Genomic DNA, 15859 nt, shown 5'->3' on the forward strand with positions numbered 1-15859 from the left:
ACATTGAGGACCTCGATCAGGCGGTCCGCGACGGCGTGTTCCGGATGTATCTCGCCGTCGACACCTCCGAAATGGTCTGTACCGAGGCAACGCTTCGGGAGGACCTCCACGATGTCGGCGACGACCTCGGACTCGACGTGCAGGTCCGCTTCCCCGCCGACCGCGAGACCCAGCAGATCGCCGTCCTCGTCACGAAGGAGAGCCACTGCCTCGAGGCCATGTTCGAGGCCTGGGCCAACGACGAACTCGGCGCGGACATCGGCGTCGTCATCGGCAACCACGACGACCTGCAACCGCTGGCCGAACACTACGACGTTCCCTTCCACGACATCGGCGACGAGGGCGGACAGCAAAACGAGGACGAACTGCTCGAACTCCTCGGGGAGTACGATGTCGATCTGATCGTCCTCGCGCGGTACATGCGCATCCTCAGCCCTAACGTCGTCTTCCGCTACGAAGACCGCATCATCAACGTCCATCCTTCCCTGCTCCCGGCGTTCCCCGGCGCGGAGGCCTATCGGCAGGCCGTCGAGGAGGGCGTCCGGGTCGCGGGCGTCACGGCCCACTACGTCACGACCGATCTCGACCAAGGGCCGATTATCACGCAACGTGCGTTCGACGTCCCCGACGACGCCGACGTTGCGGAGATGAAACGCCGCGGCCAGCCGCTCGAGGCCAGCGCGCTGCTCGAGGCCGTCCAGTTGCACCTGAACGGCGACGTTTCGGTCCATCGCGGTCGGACATCGGTCCGGGAGAACGGCACCCAGTACCAGCTCGGGCTCCCCGACGAGATCGACGAGTTCACGCCGGATCGGCCGGTCGACGGGATCGGCAGCGCGGTCGCCGACGATTCGTAATACTCCTGGAGGGGGCCATCGTGAATCGGTCGGCGGCACGGTCGGTGACTGCCTCGGAGCCCGCTCAGTGTGACCGTCGGCCGACGCCGCCTCGCCGCCGACTCACGACGCCGCAGTAACCACTGCCCCGGTTTTGACACCGATCGGACGGTCCTCGGACGATCATGTGTACAGCAACGGGCAGCGGTTCCGACGACCGTGAGACCGTCGGGGAACCGACTAGCCGCAACTATTTTATTGTTTTAGGCAAGCCTAAAACCATGGACGACGATCTGCCAGGGGATCGCAGGCCAACGTGGTCGCCCGTCGCTTCGTCGCTCGTCTCCCGTCTCGACGCGTCTCACGAGGACCGCCAGCGACCCGGCCGCGATCNCCCCACTCGGCGCGCATGACGGACGCGTCTCAGTACTTGCTCGTCTGTTATCTCGCCGCTCGAGACGGCGGGGAACCGGTCGCACCGGGACACGTCGCGGACGAACTCGATCGGTCGCCGGCGGTCGCAACGGAAACGCTCCAGCGACTCGAGACGCAGGGGTATCTCACCTACGAGCCGTACGAGGGGGCGACGCTCACCGCCCAGGGACGGGAGACGGCCGCTGACCTGTACGAAACCTACGTCGTCCTCTCGGCGTTCTTCCGCGACGTGCTCGACCTCGCGGAGCCCGACCAGGAGGCGATGGCGCTCACGGGAAGCGTTAGCTCACTCGTCACCGAACGGGTCGCCGAAACGCTGCTCGAGGACGACGACATCGACATCTCCGCCTGATCACCGTCGTCGAAAACTGCAGGAGAGAGACCGCGGCCGTTAGTTCGTCGCCGACTCGAGGACGAGCGTGTCGTCTTCGAGATAGTGTTCGATGTGGTGGGTGTGTTCCTCGATGGTCTCGAGTTGCTCGCGGATAGCCGTCCGATTCGGTGNAGAGATGGGTATAAGAGACAGCGGGAAGCGTTAGCTCACTCGTCACCGAACGGGTCGCCGAAACGCTGCTCGAGGACGACGACATCGACATCTCCGCCTGATCACCGTCGTCGAAAACTGCAGGAGAGAGACCGCGGCCGTTAGTTCGTCGCCGACTCGAGGACGAGCGTGTCGTCTTCGAGATAGTGTTCGATGTGGTGGGTGTGTTCCTCGATGGTCTCGAGTTGCTCGCGGAGCATCTGTGCGGTGGCGTGGTCGCCCAGCCCCGCCGTGAGCTCGATGTGTTCGCGGTAGCTCTCGATGATATCGCCCATCATCTCGAGGTCGTTCGCGAGCGACGTCCGGATGTCGTAAACGTCCTCGTCCTCGGGCTCGACGGTGGCGTTCTCCGCGAGGGTCGTCATGCTCGCGTGCGGAACGCCGCCGAGCGCCTGGAGGCGTTCGGCGAGGTCGTCGGCCGCCACTTCGACGTCCTCGTAGACCTCCTGTAGGAAGACGTGAACGTCGAGGAACTCCGCGCCTTCGACGTTCCAGTGGTGCTTGTGGAGCTGGTGGTAGAGGACGTACGCGTCCGCGAGGTCACGGTTCAGCGCCTCGACGATCTGCTCTGCCTTCTCGGGCTCGAGCCTGAGCGCGTTCTCCTCGACGGTACCGGCTTCCTGTTGGACGGTCTTCTGCGTATTCATCACAGCTAGTCCTTGGAGTCTCGTACACATATAACTTTTCAATTCAATAATATTTTTTCGTGCGACCTAAAATCGGTTCGCCGCCGGCACCCGCCTCGCGTGGGAGATCGAACGGCTATTCCGCGTTCGATTCGGAGCGATCGGTATGGATCTCTCGATCGTGGATCTCGCGCCGGTCCCGGAGGACGGCACCGCGACTGATGCCTACGAGAACACCATCGAACTCGCGCAACTGGCCGAGAACCTCGGCTACTCGCGGTTCTGGATGGCCGAGCACCACGGCATGGCCGACTCGATCGCGAGTACAACCCCGGAAGTCCTGATCGCGCGTCTCGCAGCCGACACCGACGAGATCCGTGTCGGTTCCGGCACGGTTCTGCTCAACCACTACCAGCCGTTCAAGGTAGCCGAAACGTTCGCGTCCCTCGATGCGCTGGCTCCGGGCCGCATCGACCTCGGACTCGGCCGGGCGACCGGCATCCCCGCCGCCGACCGGGCGCTGGGAACCGACCGCCAGAGCGGGGACCCCGACGCGGACCACGCCGAAAAAATCGAATCGACCGTTACCCACCTCCACGACGGGTTTCCGGACGAGCACGCGTACGGCGACTTGACCCTCCCTCGCTCGGCCGATAGCGTCCCCGAACCGTGGGTCCTCGGGTCGAGCCCCTCGAGCGCCGAAATCGCCGGGAAGCTCGGCCTCCGCTACTGTTTCGCGGGGTTCATCCGGCCGACCCTCGCCGAGCGCGCGTTCGAAACCTACCGGGAGCATTTCGACCCCTCACCGCTCGGCGCGGGACCCGACGAACCCGAAGGGATGCTGGCGATGAACGTCGCCTGTGCGGACACCGACGACGAAGCGGCTAGACTGCGCGCGACCGCCGAAGCGTCGTACAAGCGGCTGCGACGCGGCGTCGTCGGCTCGCCCCCGTCAGTCGAGGCCGCGATCGACGAACTCGGCGGCGTCCCGGAGCCGACGCCGAACCCGCTTCCCGACGGCGACTGGCCGCGTTCGATCTCGGGGAGTCCGGAAACCGTGCGCGACCTGCTCGAGCAACTGACCGACCGTGTCGGGGTCAAGGACGTGATCGTGCAGAATATCATCGCCGACCACGACGACGTGTTGCGCTCGCACGAACTCCTGGCGGACGGCATCGGGCTCTGAAACGGGCCCCGCTACTCGCCGAAGACGGAATTGAAGAACTTCCGTTCTGCCGTCCGGAGGTGCTGGTTGAACGTCGCCGGCGCGATCCCGAGCCGGTCGGCGATCTCCTCGCCGGTGCTGCCCCGCGGCCAGTCGAAATAGCCCGCGAAGTAGGCCGTCTCGAGCGCCGCCCGCTGTTTCTCGGTCAGGTCCTCCTCGAGGACCGACGCCGAGCCGGAGTCGGTGCGCTCGCTGCGTTCGGTGGTCCGCTGGGCGAGGTAGGTGATGTCGTCGCGCTGGTTTCTGATGAGTTCGATCATCCGACGGGTGTCCCGACCTCGCGGGAGTTCGACGACGAAGCGAAACTCCCCGTCGGCGATCGTCGCCGAGGCGACGCGACCGCCGTGGGTCGCGATCGTCTCGAACAGCGAGACGGCCGCGGGCGCGACCAGTTCGAACTCGAAGTCGTCGCGCCTGACGGAGAGGAACCGAACGTCGCCGATCCCATCGGTGTCGTCGACGGCGTCGCTGAACGCCTCCTGAGAGATGCCGTGTGCTGAGCCGTAGGCCAGCAGCGCCTCGTCGCCGCCGACCAACTGTTCGAACGCGATCGTACACGACTCGGTCGCCGAGAGTTCGACCAGCGGTTCGGCCATCGCCTCGACGCGGAACTCGAGTTCGACCACGGCATCGCTGACCAGTGCGTCCCTGCGTTCGATCGCGGTGATCGCGTGGGCGATGATGTCGCCGATCCGAGCGAACACCCCGGTCTCCAGCCCCTCGAACGCCCGCGGCGACGACGAGTACACGCTCAACACGCCGTAGACGAGGTCTTCGTGGATGAGCGGAATCGCTGCCGATGACCGATAATCACGGGCACGCGCCTGCTCTCGCCACGGTCCGAACTCGGGGTCCGTCCGGGCGTCGTTCATGACCTGCACCTGTCCGGTCCGAATGGCCGTTCCGGCCGGCCCGCGTCCGCTCTCGTCGTCCTCGGCGACGGAGACGTCTATTTCGTCGAGGTATCCGTCTTCGACGCCGGCCGCCGCCTTCGGGACGACGCGGTCGCTTCCGGGATTGACGCCCCCGATCCAGGCGAACCGATAGGCGTCGGACTCGGCGAGCCGATCGCAAACCTCCTGTTCGAGTTCCGCCCGCGTCTCGGTCGTGATCACCGCGTGGGTGATGTCGTGCCCGATCCGGTTGAACCGGTTGAGTGCCTCGAGATGTTCGCGCTGCTGGCGGCGTTCCCGCTCCTGACGGGCGCGTTCGATCGCGTGGTGGATCGTCCGTACCAGCAGTTCGCTCGTCACCTCGTCTTTGACGAGGAAGTCCTGCGCGCCGCGTTGGATCGCCTCGACGCCGACCTGCTGGTCGCGGACGCCCGTCAGGACGACGATCGGCGTCTCGTCCGTCTCCTCGTGAACCCGTTCGAGGGTCGCCAGCCCCTCGCTGTCGGGCAGGTTCAGATCGAGCAACACGATGTCCGTCGGCTCGGCGTCGACCATCTCGAGGCCGTCCTCGAGGTGCGTTTCCCGCGACATTTCCGGCGTCTGCCCGGTCGATTCGATAGGACTGACTCGCTGGGCGAGCTCTTCGGTATCCCGGAGCATCTCCTCGATCAGCCGGGCGTCGCCCGGGTTGTCCTCGATGAGGAGGACGCGGAGCGTGTCTGCGGTCTCCCCGTCCCGTTCGGTCTCGGTCCGGGCGTTCGTCTCGCTCATCACGAATCACCCTCCGGCGGAAGCCGAACGACCGAAAACCAGAACTTCTCGAATGCTCGGACCGTCTCGATGAACTCGTCGGGATCGACGGGCTTCGTGAGGTAGGCGTTCGCGTGGAGTTCGTAGGATTTGACGACGTCTTCTTCCGCCCGCGAACTCGTCAAGACGATCACCGGAATCGATCGCAGCGCCGGGTCCGCTTTGAGTTCCTCCAGGACCTCTTCGCCGTCTTTCCCGGGCAGATTGAGGTCCAGGAGGACGAGATCCGGGTGCGGTACGTCGGTGTACGGCCCCTGCCGTCCGAGAAAGTCCAACGCCTCGGTCCCGTCGGAGACGACGTGCAGGTCGTTCTCGATCCGGCCCTGCTTGAACGCTTCCTTGGTCAGGCGAACGTCGCCGGGATTGTCCTCGACCAGCAGGATCTGTGCCGGCTCGGCCCGAAAGCGGTCCGCGTCACTCATGATTCTGGAAATCCGCGTCGATCGCGTCGGTCGCTCCGAAAGGCGTCGTCACCTCCGGGACGGCGGGCAGTTCGACCGCGACCGTCGCCCCTTCGCTGGGAGCGGCGTCGTGGAAACTCGTGCCGTCGTCGCGCTCGATGCTGTCTGACGGAGCGTGATTCCGGTACCGGCAGACGCCACGTGGCCGTGGGGCCGCTCGATCATCCGGCAGGCGCGATCGTGCCCACCCGGCTCGATCTCGGTCCCTCGATCGCACACTGAACGCAGCCATGTTTCCCCACCGTTCTCCGCGACCGCGGATGTTGGGGGTCGGTCGCCTGTGGGGCCAATCGAGGTCGGTCTCGCGGTCGACGGCCTCCTGGCACCGGCTCCGAGAACGGGAGTGGTCTGACGAAGGATCGGTGGCGGCCATAGTACGACTCGAAAGGCGATCAGGCGGTGTAAACCTAGCGCCGAATCCGGTCGAAACGAACACTCACGTCGCGATAACAGTCGTGACCGACGACCCATCGCTCGCTCGAGCCGAACGAAAACGCCGGGGTCAGTCGGCCGCCCGCAGTCGAATCGCGATCCCGTCGGGGTCGGTGAACTCGATACCGTCGTCGACTGCAGTGACCGACACGCCGTTGCCGACCAGTCGCGCCCGAACCGTGTCGACGGCACCTGCGTCCGGCACGAGGAGTTCGACCCACTCGAGACCCAGTCCGCCGTTCGGCGTCGACCGGCGGTTCCACGTGTTCAGCCCGACGTGATGGTGATAGCCGCCCGCCGCGAGAAAGCACGCCCCCTGTCCGAACGCCATCGAGACGTCGAACCCCAGCGTCGCCGCGTAGAACGCTCGCGCGTCCTCGAGCGACGACACCTCGAGATGGACGTGGCCGAGGGTCGTCCCGTCGGGGATCAGTTGTGATCCGACCGACTCCGTCGCGTCGTCGGCCGCAGCAGCGAGGGCGGCGATATCGAGTGGATCGCTGGTCGCCCGGATCGAACCGTCCTCGGTCCGCGGCCACGCGTCCCGCGGCCGGTCGCGGTAGATCTCGACGCCGTTGCCCTCGGGATCGGTACAGTACAGCGCTTCGCTAACGCCGTGGTCGGTGGCTCCCGCGAGCGTCCAGCGGTCGCGAAGCCGCGCTACGGCGCTCCCCAGCGCCTCGCGCGAGGGGACCCTGAACGCGTTGTGATAGAGCCCGGTTTCTCGCTCGCCGCGTGGCTCGGCGTCGGGGTCCTCGTACAGGACGAGCAGCGGCGTCTCGGCGACGCCGAGCGTTGTTCCCGTCCCGTCTCGGTGCTGGACGCGAAGCCCGACGACATCGCGGTAGAATTCGATCATCGCCGCCCGATCGGCGACGGAGAGTGCAGTCCGCCCGAGGTGGGTGTCGTCCGGCAGCGACGGGGATCGGCTCATACGTTCCCCACGGGAGCCCCGTAAGTGGCCCTTTCGGCCCCGGACGATCCCTAGATGGTGGTGTCGTTATCGCTCGTCACCCTCCTCGTCGAACCCGCCGACGAGGTGAGCGGTCCGCCTCGACGCTTGCCGACGGCCTCGATCATACCGGACCGGTTCGGCCTCGGTGTTAATAAACGACGCCGGGCCAGTTCCGATAGTTCCGAAAGAATGTTCTCGATTTGGTATCGCAGTATATCGTTTATCCACTCGCCAGAGCCTCCGTCCCCAGGTACGGTGGTGCGGTCGCCAGAAACCGGATCGCGAAGCGGGCCAACGGCCGAACGCTATCGAAACCGGGCCGGACTCCTGACGGGCCGTGAGACGGAGGAACGGCTCCGGGGAGTCGTCGGACTCGACTCGAGTTGCCGCCGGCGTCGGTGAGTCGAACCCGTGTCGAGTCGCCCGTCGGGAAAGCGATCGAGACCTGTCCGCTAATCGGCGCTCCGTGGAACTGCCTACCGGATCGGACCGAGAACCGAACGGCTGCAGTCCGACGGCTCACTGCCGGGGTTTGTGGCGGGAAGCGGCGTACTGCCAGGGTCCGGAACTGGCGTCAGTCACACACGACTGTGGACGGAGAAGGCCATAGACGACGAGCAACCACGGAGATCGTCGAAATCGGACTTCGCCTCGATCCGGTCGAATGGATCGGCGGTGCGTGTGACAGGACGAGAGCGAGCGTTTTCCCGAAACTGAACTGGGGCGATTGACCGCGTGTTGTCCCGGTATCCGAGCCCCTCTGTTCGAGACGGGAGCACTCCCATTTCTCGCCGTTACTAAACGTCTGGAGCAATACGGTCCGTGTTCGGACTCGAGCACACGACGGATCGACGAAGCGACCTAATCGGAGATTGCCCGGGCGCGACAGGCACGAATGCGGTTCGAAACGGTTCGCGAGCGACGAGCAATCGGTCGCTTCGGTGTGGCGGGTCGCGAGCGGCGCTCGATACGAATCGCATACTAATATCGGCAGTCGGTGGCGGAGTCGTATGAGCATGTATCCGACGGACTCGTTCGAGGACGACATCCAGCGGCGCGTCTACGAGTACGTCGAGCGTAACGGAGCCGTCACGCCGGCCGAGCTGGCCCGCTCGATCGAGATCGACGGCGGCCGCGCACACTCGAAGCCCGCCCGATCGGGGACCTACACCGATACGATCGCGCCGGAACCGAACGAACTCCGATCGTGTCTCGAGGCGCTGCAAGCCGACGGCTATCTGGCCGAAGTCGACGGGAAATACCGGCTCGCGCTCGACGCGACGACGACCGACGTGGACTGCGAGGACGGCGTCGTCACCATCCGGTCGGCCCGCGAGGAGGACCGGGAGGGCGTCGTCGAGACGATGCGGACGGTCGCCGACGACGGGGCGTACGTCGTCGCCGAGAACGTCGCGACGGAACTCGAGCGCGAGTCCGCACTCGTTCGGGCCAACGAGGAGCGGTCGCGGGTCTTCTTCGTCGCGGTCCGTGGGGAACGGCCGGCAGACGAGGAGTCGACAGCGAGCGAGCCGGCGGCCCCGGACGACGGCGACGTGGTCGGGTGGTTGCACGTCGACGCGCCCGAACACCCGTCGCTTCGCCACACCGCGGAGGTGACCGTCGGCGTCGATCCCGCCGCTCGGCGACAGGGAATCGGCTCCGAACTGCTCGAGTACGGCCTCGAGTGGGCCGCGGAGGCCGGCTACCGGAAGCTCTACCAGAACGTCCCCGCGACCAACGAGGCGGCGATCGAGTTCCTCGAGGAGAACGGCTGGGACCGCGAGGGCGAACACGAGGGGCAGTACTGTCTCGACGGCGAGTTCGTCGACGAGATCATGCTGGCGACGTGGCCCTGACTCCGGAGCCCGAGGAAAAACTGGTCCCCCGTCAACCCGTCCCGCCACGGCGTGTGCCGCCGCATACCGTCTTGGCCCGAGCGGGACGCGAAACGGTCCGGGTTGCCATCACGATAGTCCCGAAGCGGCTGATACGGTTGCCGAGTGGTGTCTCGGCAGCGGATCGATCGAATACGGACCGGGATCATTTTTTGCCGGCCTGGCCCATACCGAAGCGTATGGAGGAGATTTCCCTCGGCGTTCCGGAACCGATACTCGACCGACTGCCGGCCGACGACGAGACCGTCGCAGCGGACATGCAAAAAGCGGTCGCGGGCTGGGAGACGCAGTGCAACCGACTCCTCGAGGAGGCCGACGACGAACGCGAGGCCGCCGGGAACCTGCTCGAGGCGATCGATCGGTTCGAGGAGCGGTACGAGACCTACGACGCGTTCGTCCCGGAACTGCGGGCGTGGGGACAGTCGCCGATCTACGCCATCGCGTGGCGGACGCTGTACGCCGACGTGATCGCACAACTCTACGATCACGACGATCTGGGCGAGCACCTCGATCGGGAGCGGAACGCGCGGCTGGTCGAGGACGGGATTCGATTGCAGGACCTGTAAGCGTCCCCGACCCCGCCCCGGCCCCGGCCGAGCGGTCCTCGAGCCAAGCGTTGAACTACCGGGCCGGACTAGCGGAGGTATGGACTTCGCTGTGTCCCGGACGGGAACGACGCTGGTCACGCTCCACGGCGGCTCGGAGACGACCGCCAGTGACGAGGCGATGGCGACGCTCGCGGACACGTTCGAGACCCTCGCCGCCGAGGGGGCGATCGCCGACTGGGAACTCGGGGACACGGAGGTTTACGAGCACCCGACGGGTCCGTTCGATCCGTACACGATCGCACTCGAGTTTTCGGTGACGGTAACCGTGGCGGCCGACGACGCCGACGACGCGGTCGAGAGCGGTGCGAGCGCGATCGACGCAGCGCTCACCGACGCCGACGTTGACGTCGTCTCGTACGCGTCGTCGCCGACGGCGTCGGCGGTCTGAACCGAGTCGGCCCGGTCGTCGGCTCGACTCACGGAACTCGACCGCTCCATCGCTCGAACTTATGTCGTCCGGACACGAGTATCGAGTATGGAAATCGATCTCCGGTTCTTCGCTACGTTTCGGGACGCAGTCGGGGAGAAGGAGCGACCGCGCACGGTCGCCGACGACGCGACCGTCGGCGACGTCCTCGCTGCCCTCGAACGCGAGTACGACGGCCTCGAGGGGCAGTTGCTCGAGGACGGGGCGATCAGACCGCAGTTGAGCGTGTTGAAAAACGGTCGCAACGTGGTCCACATGACGGGTGTCGACACGCCGCTCGAGGCGGGCGACGTCGTGTCGGTGTTTCCACCGGTCGCCGGCGGGTAACGCCGGGGACGCGGCGCGCGCCGCTCACGTCCCAGCTATTTTTAGCAGCGTAAGACGGATATCAGATATGCTCGATGCGGTCGTCGAACTGATAGCCGAGTTGGGATTCGACTGGCTCCTCGGGCGCAACGACCGCCGGACGCTGACCCAGCAGTTCTGTCTGTTCCTGGGGGTCGTCGTCGGGTTGATGGCGGTCGCCGTCGCCGTCGTCAACGGGCCGGCGTACGGCATCGCGGTTGGACTCGTCGCGCTCGGACTGTTCTACATCGGCCTGTGACCGGCGGCCGATCGGGATAGGGGGCGGCGTCGATTTCGAGAACGCTTTAGGCCTCGTTCAACTCGACACGAACGTGACGAAAACCGACGGGGACGATGCGGAGTACGATTCCGGCGGCGCTACCGCTCACCCAGAGAACGCGTCGGTCGGCGAGGCCTCGACGAGCGACGGGACCGAGGCGATCACCTTCGACCGATCGGGGATTCGGGCCGGCTTTCTGACCTGTCTCCCGATCGCGCTCGGCGTCGGCGGTTACGGGATCGCATTCGGAATGCTCGCACGTCGGGCGGGGCTGAGCGTCGCCGAGGCGGCGCTGATGAGCGCCACGTTACTCGCCGGTGCCGCTCAGATCATCGCCGTGGAGCTCTGGACGGAGCCGATCCCGGTTACGGCGATCATCATCGCGACGCTCGCGATCAACCTGCGCTACTCGCTGATGGGCGCGGCGCTGGGTCCCTGGCTCGGCCGCCTCTCGCCGCTGCGGAGTTACGGCAGCCTCCTGGTGATGGCCGACGAGAACTGGGCGTTGACGATGCGCGAATTCCAGTCCGGCAGCGGCCGGGGCGCGTTCCTGCTGGGAACCGGCATCGCGATGTGGGTCTTCTGGGTCACGTCGACGATTATCGGGGCGGCCGCCGGCGGCATGATCGGCGATCCGGCCAGCTACGGCATCGACTTCGTCCTCGCTGCGGTCTTCGTCGCGCTCGCCACCGAACTCTGGGAGGGCCGGTCGACGCTCGTCCCGTGGCTCGTCGCGCTCGCAACCGCCGTCGTCGCCGCAGCACTGGTCCCCGGCCAGTGGTACATCCTGCTCGGCGGCTTCGCGGCCGCCGCCGTCGAGGTGGTTCGCCATGATGGGTGAGGGTGCCCTTGCGCTCGATCCGCTGGTCGTCGGCGTCGTCCTCGCGATGGCGCTCGTGACGGCACTGACGAAAGTCGGCGGACTCTGGCTCCTGCGCCGACTCGAGGTGAGCGAGCGTCTCGAGGCGGCATTATCCGTGCTGCCGGGTGCGATCGTGATCGCGATCCTCGGACCGGAGCTGGCGACCGGCGGCCCCGCGGAGTGGGGCGCTGCGGGCGTCGTCTTGCTGGTCATGTGGCGGACGGAGAGCATCCCGCTGTCGCTATGTAGCGGCGTCGGGACCGTGGTCCTGTTCCGGGCGATCCTGTAGTACCACCGCGTGCCGGTACCGGCGAACGCGAATTTATCCGTTCGGGTTCCCAACGACCGGTATGGGAACCCGTATTGAGCGCTCCTTTCGCGGCATCTCCGAACGGCTCGTCGTTCGCTATCTCACGAATCTGGGCGGTGAACGTGCCGCCGAGGACACCGTCGCGGGCGACGACTGGACGGCGACGTTCTCCTCCGAGTCGGTCGCCATCGGTCCCTCGCTGACGCTGACCGAGGTGACGATCGTCTTCGAGGGCGACGAGGATACCCTTGAGCCGCTCGTCGAGCAGTTCGCACAGAAAGCGATGCGTGCAGGTGGATAGATGGCGGGCCAGCCGATCGAGGGGCAGGTGCTCGCGCTCACGGCCGCGAAAGCGAGCGTCCCACCGGCCCGGTTGCCCGACCTGCTCGAGCGCGCACAGACGGTTCTCGCGCCGAAGCTCGACCGGTACCGCCGGGAGTACGAACGCCTCCACGCGACCGCCGACCGGGACGTGTTCCTCGTCGACCGGGGTCACTGGGCGGAGATCGGCGCGGCGATTGGGGAACGCGACCGCGAACTCTCAGCGATTCGGCGCGCACACGAAGAGCAGCTGCTGCGGATCGGCCGACGAACGGACCGGGAAGGCGAGTTCGAGACGGCCCTCGAGATACGGGACGCGGTCGTAATCGGGACGAGCGGAACCGAGGCACGCGGCGACCACGGACCCGACCTCGAGTGACCGAGACGACGGCGGCTCGACGCGGCACGTGATGGAACCGCAACGACGGTCCTCGCGGTCGATGACAACTATAAAGATCGTGTTTCACCTTTGGGGAACCACCCAGACGATGGCTATCGACCAGGAAACCGAGATGACCGACGCGGAGATCGACGACTTCCTCAGTCGTCACGAGACGGGGGTGTTGTCGCTCGCACGCACGGACGAACCCTATGCGATTCCGATCTCGTACGGCTACGACGACGACGATCGAGCGTTCTACATGCGGATGGTATCGACGCCGGAGAGCGAGAAGCGCCAGTTCCTCGAGTCCGAACCCGACGCGCGACTCGTCGTCTACGACGAGGCCGACTCGGCATACCGGAGCATCATCGCGACCGGAGCCCTCCAGAGCATCGAGCCGTCGGCGCTGACGCCCGACGAGATTGCCCAGTACGGTGATGCAAAACGGCCGCTGTTCGAAATCTGGGCCGACGGAAAGGACGCGCTGGACATCGAACTCTACCGCCTCACCCCGGCGACGCTCAACGGACGGCGGACGGAAATCAACCGCGAGGAGTGAGACGCGGAGACCGAGACGCAAACGGGATCGATCGCGATGGGAGCGGGATCAGTTCGTCTGCTGCTCCGCGACGAACGCCGCCGGCGTGACCGACGCTCCACAGACTGGGCAGCCGTGTGACAGCGTGGCCTCACGCATCGATTCGTTGACCTCGATTTCCTGCCCGCACTCCGGGCACGTGAACTCGTATCTACTCATGTCAGGGGTGAGCCGCGTGAAACTTCGCCTGTATACCGTATAGCTGTGTGTCCAGTATATATAGGGTTGCGGTTCGATTCCGGTTCCCTATAGGTCCCGGGTATGTGTTTACCCCCAGAAATCGCAGGAGGACAGTAGGTTCAAAATCGGGGAATTCAATTAGAAATCCGTAAAATTCGACCGCCGTNACTGAGAGATATATAAATCAAATAGAGGGTGCTGTTTTCAGCCGTCTCAGTGGCTCAGCCAGGAACTCTATGGGGGTAAACACATGCGGTCCCGGTACGTTCATAGGGCTCGAGCCATCTCGCCCCGGGTTCGGGATCGGCGACGCGAGTCGAAGGAGGGGGCTTACCGCTACTCGTGATCGAGAATCGCGTCGAGCAGTTTCGTCTGGGCCGCCGCGAGATGTTCGGTGAACGTCGTCCCGGTAATGCCGAGTTCGTCGGCGACTTCGCCGGCGTTGGCCCGCTTGGGGTGATCGAAGTAGCCCATTCGGTGGGCCGTCTCGAGGACTTCGGTTTGGCGGTCGGTCAGCGTGCTCCGGTCGACGAAGACGAGGTTGCGGTCGTCGTGGTCCTGCTGGGACTGTAGCAGTCGCTGGACGTCGAGGGTCGCGTAGCGCTCGCGCAGGTCGCCGATGATGGCCTGGAGCGCGTGCATATCCGGCGCGTGAAAGGTCAGGTACAGCGCCGCCCCCTGCGTGCGGATGTCGACCACCGGGCAGTCGTGTGCCTCGATACACTCGCAGGGGCAACCCTGGCCGAGATCGCGCTCGTATCGGTAGACCGCGCTCGAGCCATAGGAGAAGATCGGTGATAGCGCCGCGTCGACATCGAACTCGTCGGGATAGCTGTCGGCCTCGAGCATGAACTCCTCGGTCATGCGGTCGGGCGCGGACGGATTGGTACTGCGCGAGACCGAGTTGACTCGGCCGTTCGTCTCGGCGGAGGCCTGCGCGACGACGCAGTCGAACGGGTCGTCGATTTTCACTTCCGCACGAATCCCCGAAACCATTACTCACTGCTGGGAAGGCCGGCCCCCTAAACCCTGTGCCCGCGACCCGTGAGTGGATCGATCACGACGACCGGTACGCGAGCGGGGTGCCACACCGCGAGTCCCGCGGCCGGCCGTCGGGCCCGCTCTTCCGTCGAGGAAACACGCAGGGCCGCCCTGATCCAACACACGCGACCTCATATAAAGGACCCTGTATTTATTGGGAGTCATTACGAGGGGGTCGGGTCGATACTAGAAGATACAACAGATGTCCGCTACGAACCCCGACGCCCGGAAACACGGATGGCAAACCGACGAATCAACCGATCCGAAGGCAGTCCTCGCCGCACTGGACGACGACGCCTGTCGAGCCATCCTCGAGGCGACGACCGAGAAGCCCCTGACGGCCACGGAGGTTTCCGAGGAGTGTGACATCCCGATGTCGACGGCCTACCGAAAGGTCGAGATGCTGACCGAGGCCGACCTGGTCGACGAGAAGGTTCGGATCAACACCTCCGGCAAGCACGCGACCGAGTATTCCAAGAGCTTCGACGACGTGCTCGTCTCGATCGACGACGGTAGCGTCGCAATCGAACTGACCAAGCCCGACGCCGAAGCCGACATCGGCTCGACCTACGCCGTTGCCGACGACTGATTCTCCGTCTCGCCGTCCACTCTCGTCGTCAGCACTGGGCCGTTCGGAGCGGCACGGACTGGAGACGGACAGACTGCTCGACCTATTCGAGCCCCGTCCCCGCGTCAGCAGCCGCGTTCGGTGAGGCTCGAGCGGCAGCCGGCGGCCCTACGCGGCGATCTCGAGCAGGGACATGGCCGGCCGTGGACCGGGCTGTGAGCCTAACTCGAGGACGAACGTGGCAATGATAGCTGCGATAACGACGGTAACCAGAAGCATGAACAGCACTGGTAGGAAAAGCGCGGCGATCGCGGCCTTGCCGGTCGAAATGTCGTGAAACGCCGACAGGGCTTTGATCTGCAGGTAGAGGCCGTACAGTCCGAGCGCGAGGTTCACCAGGGGAACCCACCACAAACAGTACCGAACGACGGTCGGGAACGCGTACGCTTCGAGCGTTTTCGAGACGCCGCGTGCACCGAAGAGGTACGCACACCCGTGGGCGAGCAACGCCTCGATGAGCCCCTGAATCCAGTACACGACGCCGAGTCCGAGAAAGAGCACCAGACCGATCGCCGCATCGGTCGGTGACGTGATGTTCACCGCCGCAGCGAGCACTCCGATCGGCAGCATGACGGCGAGATACGAGAGCAGCATGAACGCGATCGGGTAGGCGATCCCGTGGTTTTCGTTGTACGCCGAGAAGAACGTTCCCGGGTCCTTGATCATGTAGCCGTTCACTCCCGTCCATTCTTTCAGGAGACTCATACAAGCAGGTATGAGTCGGATTATAATAGAGTATCGAAACCAGCTATTCGGAGATTATCA

General features: G+C 65.4%; 22 protein-coding genes and 1 pseudogene. 14 read left to right on the forward strand and 9 right to left on the reverse strand.

Annotated elements, in window-relative coordinates; translation table 11 throughout:
• A partial coding sequence (locus C487_RS17125) for a formyltetrahydrofolate deformylase (protein WP_049908241.1) occupies positions 1–857 on the forward strand: 857 nt, incomplete at its 5' end.
• A gap of 388 nt (positions 858–1245) precedes the next feature.
• Positions 1246–1623 carry a metal-dependent transcriptional regulator gene (locus C487_RS17130; RefSeq protein ID WP_006187095.1) on the forward strand — a complete coding sequence of 126 codons (378 nt, stop codon included), beginning with the start codon at positions 1246–1248 and terminating at the stop codon, positions 1621–1623.
• Between the two features lie 39 nt (positions 1624–1662).
• On the opposite strand, the pseudogene C487_RS22105 reads toward C487_RS17130, so the two are convergent.
• A pseudogene (locus C487_RS22105) lies at positions 1663–1758 on the reverse strand (DNA starvation/stationary phase protection protein DpsA); the annotation flags it as partial.
• A gap of 158 nt (positions 1759–1916) precedes the next feature.
• Complete coding sequence (gene dpsA / locus C487_RS17135) at positions 1917–2462, reverse strand: DNA starvation/stationary phase protection protein DpsA (protein WP_006187096.1); 546 nt, start codon at positions 2460–2462, stop codon at positions 1917–1919.
• Between the two features lie 145 nt (positions 2463–2607).
• Between dpsA and C487_RS17140 the strand changes: the two genes are divergently transcribed.
• Complete coding sequence (locus C487_RS17140) at positions 2608–3627, forward strand: LLM class flavin-dependent oxidoreductase (RefSeq protein WP_006187097.1); 1020 nt, start codon at positions 2608–2610, stop codon at positions 3625–3627.
• Between the two features lie 11 nt (positions 3628–3638).
• Here C487_RS17140 and C487_RS17145 read toward each other — a convergent pair whose 3' ends face one another.
• From C487_RS17145 to C487_RS17160, 4 genes are all read right to left on the reverse strand, one after another.
• Complete coding sequence (locus tag C487_RS17145) at positions 3639–5330, reverse strand: bacterio-opsin activator domain-containing protein (RefSeq protein ID WP_006187098.1); 1692 nt, start codon at positions 5328–5330, stop codon at positions 3639–3641.
• Entirely contained in the window at positions 5330–5791 is a 462-nt protein-coding gene (locus C487_RS17150; protein ID WP_006187099.1) for a response regulator, read from the reverse strand. Before C487_RS17150 ends, C487_RS17145 begins: the two co-directional genes overlap by 1 nt.
• The gene (locus C487_RS17155; protein ID WP_006187100.1) at positions 5784–6062 is read right to left on the reverse strand and encodes a hypothetical protein; all 279 of its coding nucleotides are present in this window, start codon (positions 6060–6062) and stop codon (positions 5784–5786) included. Before C487_RS17155 ends, C487_RS17150 begins: the two co-directional genes overlap by 8 nt.
• A 270-nt stretch (positions 6063–6332) precedes the next feature.
• Positions 6333–7196: a VOC family protein gene (locus C487_RS17160; RefSeq protein ID WP_006187101.1), complete on the reverse strand. Its 864-nt coding sequence runs from the start codon at positions 7194–7196 to the stop codon at positions 6333–6335.
• 1031 nt (positions 7197–8227) lie between these two features.
• Between C487_RS17160 and C487_RS17165 the strand changes: the two genes are divergently transcribed.
• The 10 genes from C487_RS17165 (at position 8228) to C487_RS17210 (ending at position 13206) form a co-directional block, all read left to right on the forward strand.
• On the forward strand, positions 8228–9073 hold the full coding sequence (locus tag C487_RS17165; RefSeq protein WP_006187102.1) for a GNAT family N-acetyltransferase: 846 nt from the start codon (positions 8228–8230) through the stop codon (positions 9071–9073).
• 218 nt (positions 9074–9291) lie between these two features.
• Complete coding sequence (locus C487_RS17170; protein WP_006187104.1) at positions 9292–9678, forward strand: hypothetical protein; 387 nt, start codon at positions 9292–9294, stop codon at positions 9676–9678.
• A 79-nt stretch (positions 9679–9757) separates the two neighbouring features.
• Positions 9758–10108 (forward strand): hypothetical protein, encoded by a 351-nt coding sequence (locus tag C487_RS17175; protein WP_006187105.1) that lies wholly within the window; start codon positions 9758–9760, stop codon positions 10106–10108.
• 87 nt (positions 10109–10195) lie between these two features.
• The gene (locus C487_RS17180) at positions 10196–10474 is read left to right on the forward strand and encodes a ubiquitin-like small modifier protein 1 (protein WP_006187106.1); all 279 of its coding nucleotides are present in this window, start codon (positions 10196–10198) and stop codon (positions 10472–10474) included.
• A gap of 67 nt (positions 10475–10541) precedes the next feature.
• Entirely contained in the window at positions 10542–10751 is a 210-nt protein-coding gene (locus C487_RS17185; RefSeq protein ID WP_006187107.1) for a hypothetical protein, read from the forward strand.
• A gap of 73 nt (positions 10752–10824) precedes the next feature.
• A complete protein-coding gene (locus C487_RS17190) occupies positions 10825–11613 on the forward strand; it encodes an AzlC family ABC transporter permease (protein WP_006187108.1) in 789 nt (262 codons plus the stop codon).
• Positions 11603–11923 carry an AzlD family protein gene (locus tag C487_RS17195; protein WP_394295589.1) on the forward strand — a complete coding sequence of 107 codons (321 nt, stop codon included), beginning with the start codon at positions 11603–11605 and terminating at the stop codon, positions 11921–11923. Before C487_RS17190 ends, C487_RS17195 begins: the two co-directional genes overlap by 11 nt.
• A 61-nt stretch (positions 11924–11984) precedes the next feature.
• Positions 11985–12245, forward strand: coding sequence for a hypothetical protein (locus tag C487_RS17200; protein WP_006187110.1), 261 nt, complete (start codon positions 11985–11987; stop codon positions 12243–12245).
• Positions 12246–12644, forward strand: a complete 399-nt coding sequence (locus C487_RS17205; protein WP_006187111.1) for a hypothetical protein — start codon at positions 12246–12248, stop codon at positions 12642–12644.
• A 109-nt stretch (positions 12645–12753) separates the two neighbouring features.
• Entirely contained in the window at positions 12754–13206 is a 453-nt protein-coding gene (locus C487_RS17210) for a pyridoxamine 5'-phosphate oxidase family protein (RefSeq protein WP_006187112.1), read from the forward strand.
• 48 nt (positions 13207–13254) lie between these two features.
• Here the strand turns inward: C487_RS17210 and C487_RS17215 are convergent, their stop codons facing one another.
• Both C487_RS17215 and C487_RS17220 read right to left on the reverse strand, forming a co-directional pair.
• Positions 13255–13404, reverse strand: coding sequence for a DUF7560 family zinc ribbon protein (locus C487_RS17215; RefSeq protein ID WP_006187113.1), 150 nt, complete (start codon positions 13402–13404; stop codon positions 13255–13257).
• A 357-nt stretch (positions 13405–13761) separates the two neighbouring features.
• The gene (locus C487_RS17220; RefSeq protein ID WP_006187114.1) at positions 13762–14421 is read right to left on the reverse strand and encodes a helix-turn-helix domain-containing protein; all 660 of its coding nucleotides are present in this window, start codon (positions 14419–14421) and stop codon (positions 13762–13764) included.
• 247 nt (positions 14422–14668) lie between these two features.
• Here C487_RS17220 and C487_RS17225 point away from each other — a divergent pair, with 247 nt between their 5' ends.
• Complete coding sequence (locus C487_RS17225; protein WP_006187115.1) at positions 14669–15055, forward strand: winged helix-turn-helix domain-containing protein; 387 nt, start codon at positions 14669–14671, stop codon at positions 15053–15055.
• 147 nt (positions 15056–15202) lie between these two features.
• On the opposite strand, the gene C487_RS17230 is transcribed toward C487_RS17225, so the two are convergent.
• Complete coding sequence (locus tag C487_RS17230; protein WP_006187116.1) at positions 15203–15799, reverse strand: YIP1 family protein; 597 nt, start codon at positions 15797–15799, stop codon at positions 15203–15205.
• Positions 15800–15859: the final 60 nt, after the last annotated feature.

The sequence above is a fragment of the Natrinema pallidum DSM 3751 genome, from assembly GCF_000337615.1.
GTDB classification, from domain to species: Archaea; Halobacteriota; Halobacteria; order Halobacteriales; family Natrialbaceae; genus Natrinema; species Natrinema pallidum.

Coding starts and splice junctions, on each gene's coding strand:
- C487_RS17220 (WP_006187114.1), bottom strand. CDS start 14,421: ATGGTTTCGGGGATTCGTGCGGAAGTGAAAATCGACGACCCGTTCGAC.
- C487_RS17230 (WP_006187116.1), bottom strand. CDS start 15,799: ATGAGTCTCCTGAAAGAATGGACGGGAGTGAACGGCTACATGATCAAG.
- C487_RS17130 (WP_006187095.1), top strand. CDS start 1,246: ATGACGGACGCGTCTCAGTACTTGCTCGTCTGTTATCTCGCCGCTCGA.
- C487_RS17155 (WP_006187100.1), bottom strand. CDS start 6,062: ATGGCTGCGTTCAGTGTGCGATCGAGGGACCGAGATCGAGCCGGGTGG.
- C487_RS17180 (WP_006187106.1), top strand. CDS start 10,196: ATGGAAATCGATCTCCGGTTCTTCGCTACGTTTCGGGACGCAGTCGGG.
- C487_RS17165 (WP_006187102.1), top strand. CDS start 8,228: ATGAGCATGTATCCGACGGACTCGTTCGAGGACGACATCCAGCGGCGC.
- C487_RS17210 (WP_006187112.1), top strand. CDS start 12,754: ATGGCTATCGACCAGGAAACCGAGATGACCGACGCGGAGATCGACGAC.
- C487_RS17160 (WP_006187101.1), bottom strand. CDS start 7,196: ATGAGCCGATCCCCGTCGCTGCCGGACGACACCCACCTCGGGCGGACT.
- C487_RS17205 (WP_006187111.1), top strand. CDS start 12,246: ATGGCGGGCCAGCCGATCGAGGGGCAGGTGCTCGCGCTCACGGCCGCG.
- C487_RS17225 (WP_006187115.1), top strand. CDS start 14,669: ATGTCCGCTACGAACCCCGACGCCCGGAAACACGGATGGCAAACCGAC.
- C487_RS17145 (WP_006187098.1), bottom strand. CDS start 5,330: ATGAGCGAGACGAACGCCCGGACCGAGACCGAACGGGACGGGGAGACC.
- C487_RS17140 (WP_006187097.1), top strand. CDS start 2,608: ATGGATCTCTCGATCGTGGATCTCGCGCCGGTCCCGGAGGACGGCACC.
- dpsA (WP_006187096.1), bottom strand. CDS start 2,462: ATGAATACGCAGAAGACCGTCCAACAGGAAGCCGGTACCGTCGAGGAG.
- C487_RS17215 (WP_006187113.1), bottom strand. CDS start 13,404: ATGAGTAGATACGAGTTCACGTGCCCGGAGTGCGGGCAGGAAATCGAG.
- C487_RS17170 (WP_006187104.1), top strand. CDS start 9,292: ATGGAGGAGATTTCCCTCGGCGTTCCGGAACCGATACTCGACCGACTG.
- C487_RS17195 (WP_394295589.1), top strand. CDS start 11,603: ATGATGGGTGAGGGTGCCCTTGCGCTCGATCCGCTGGTCGTCGGCGTC.
- C487_RS17200 (WP_006187110.1), top strand. CDS start 11,985: ATGGGAACCCGTATTGAGCGCTCCTTTCGCGGCATCTCCGAACGGCTC.
- C487_RS17175 (WP_006187105.1), top strand. CDS start 9,758: ATGGACTTCGCTGTGTCCCGGACGGGAACGACGCTGGTCACGCTCCAC.
- C487_RS17150 (WP_006187099.1), bottom strand. CDS start 5,791: ATGAGTGACGCGGACCGCTTTCGGGCCGAGCCGGCACAGATCCTGCTG.
- C487_RS17185 (WP_006187107.1), top strand. CDS start 10,542: ATGCTCGATGCGGTCGTCGAACTGATAGCCGAGTTGGGATTCGACTGG.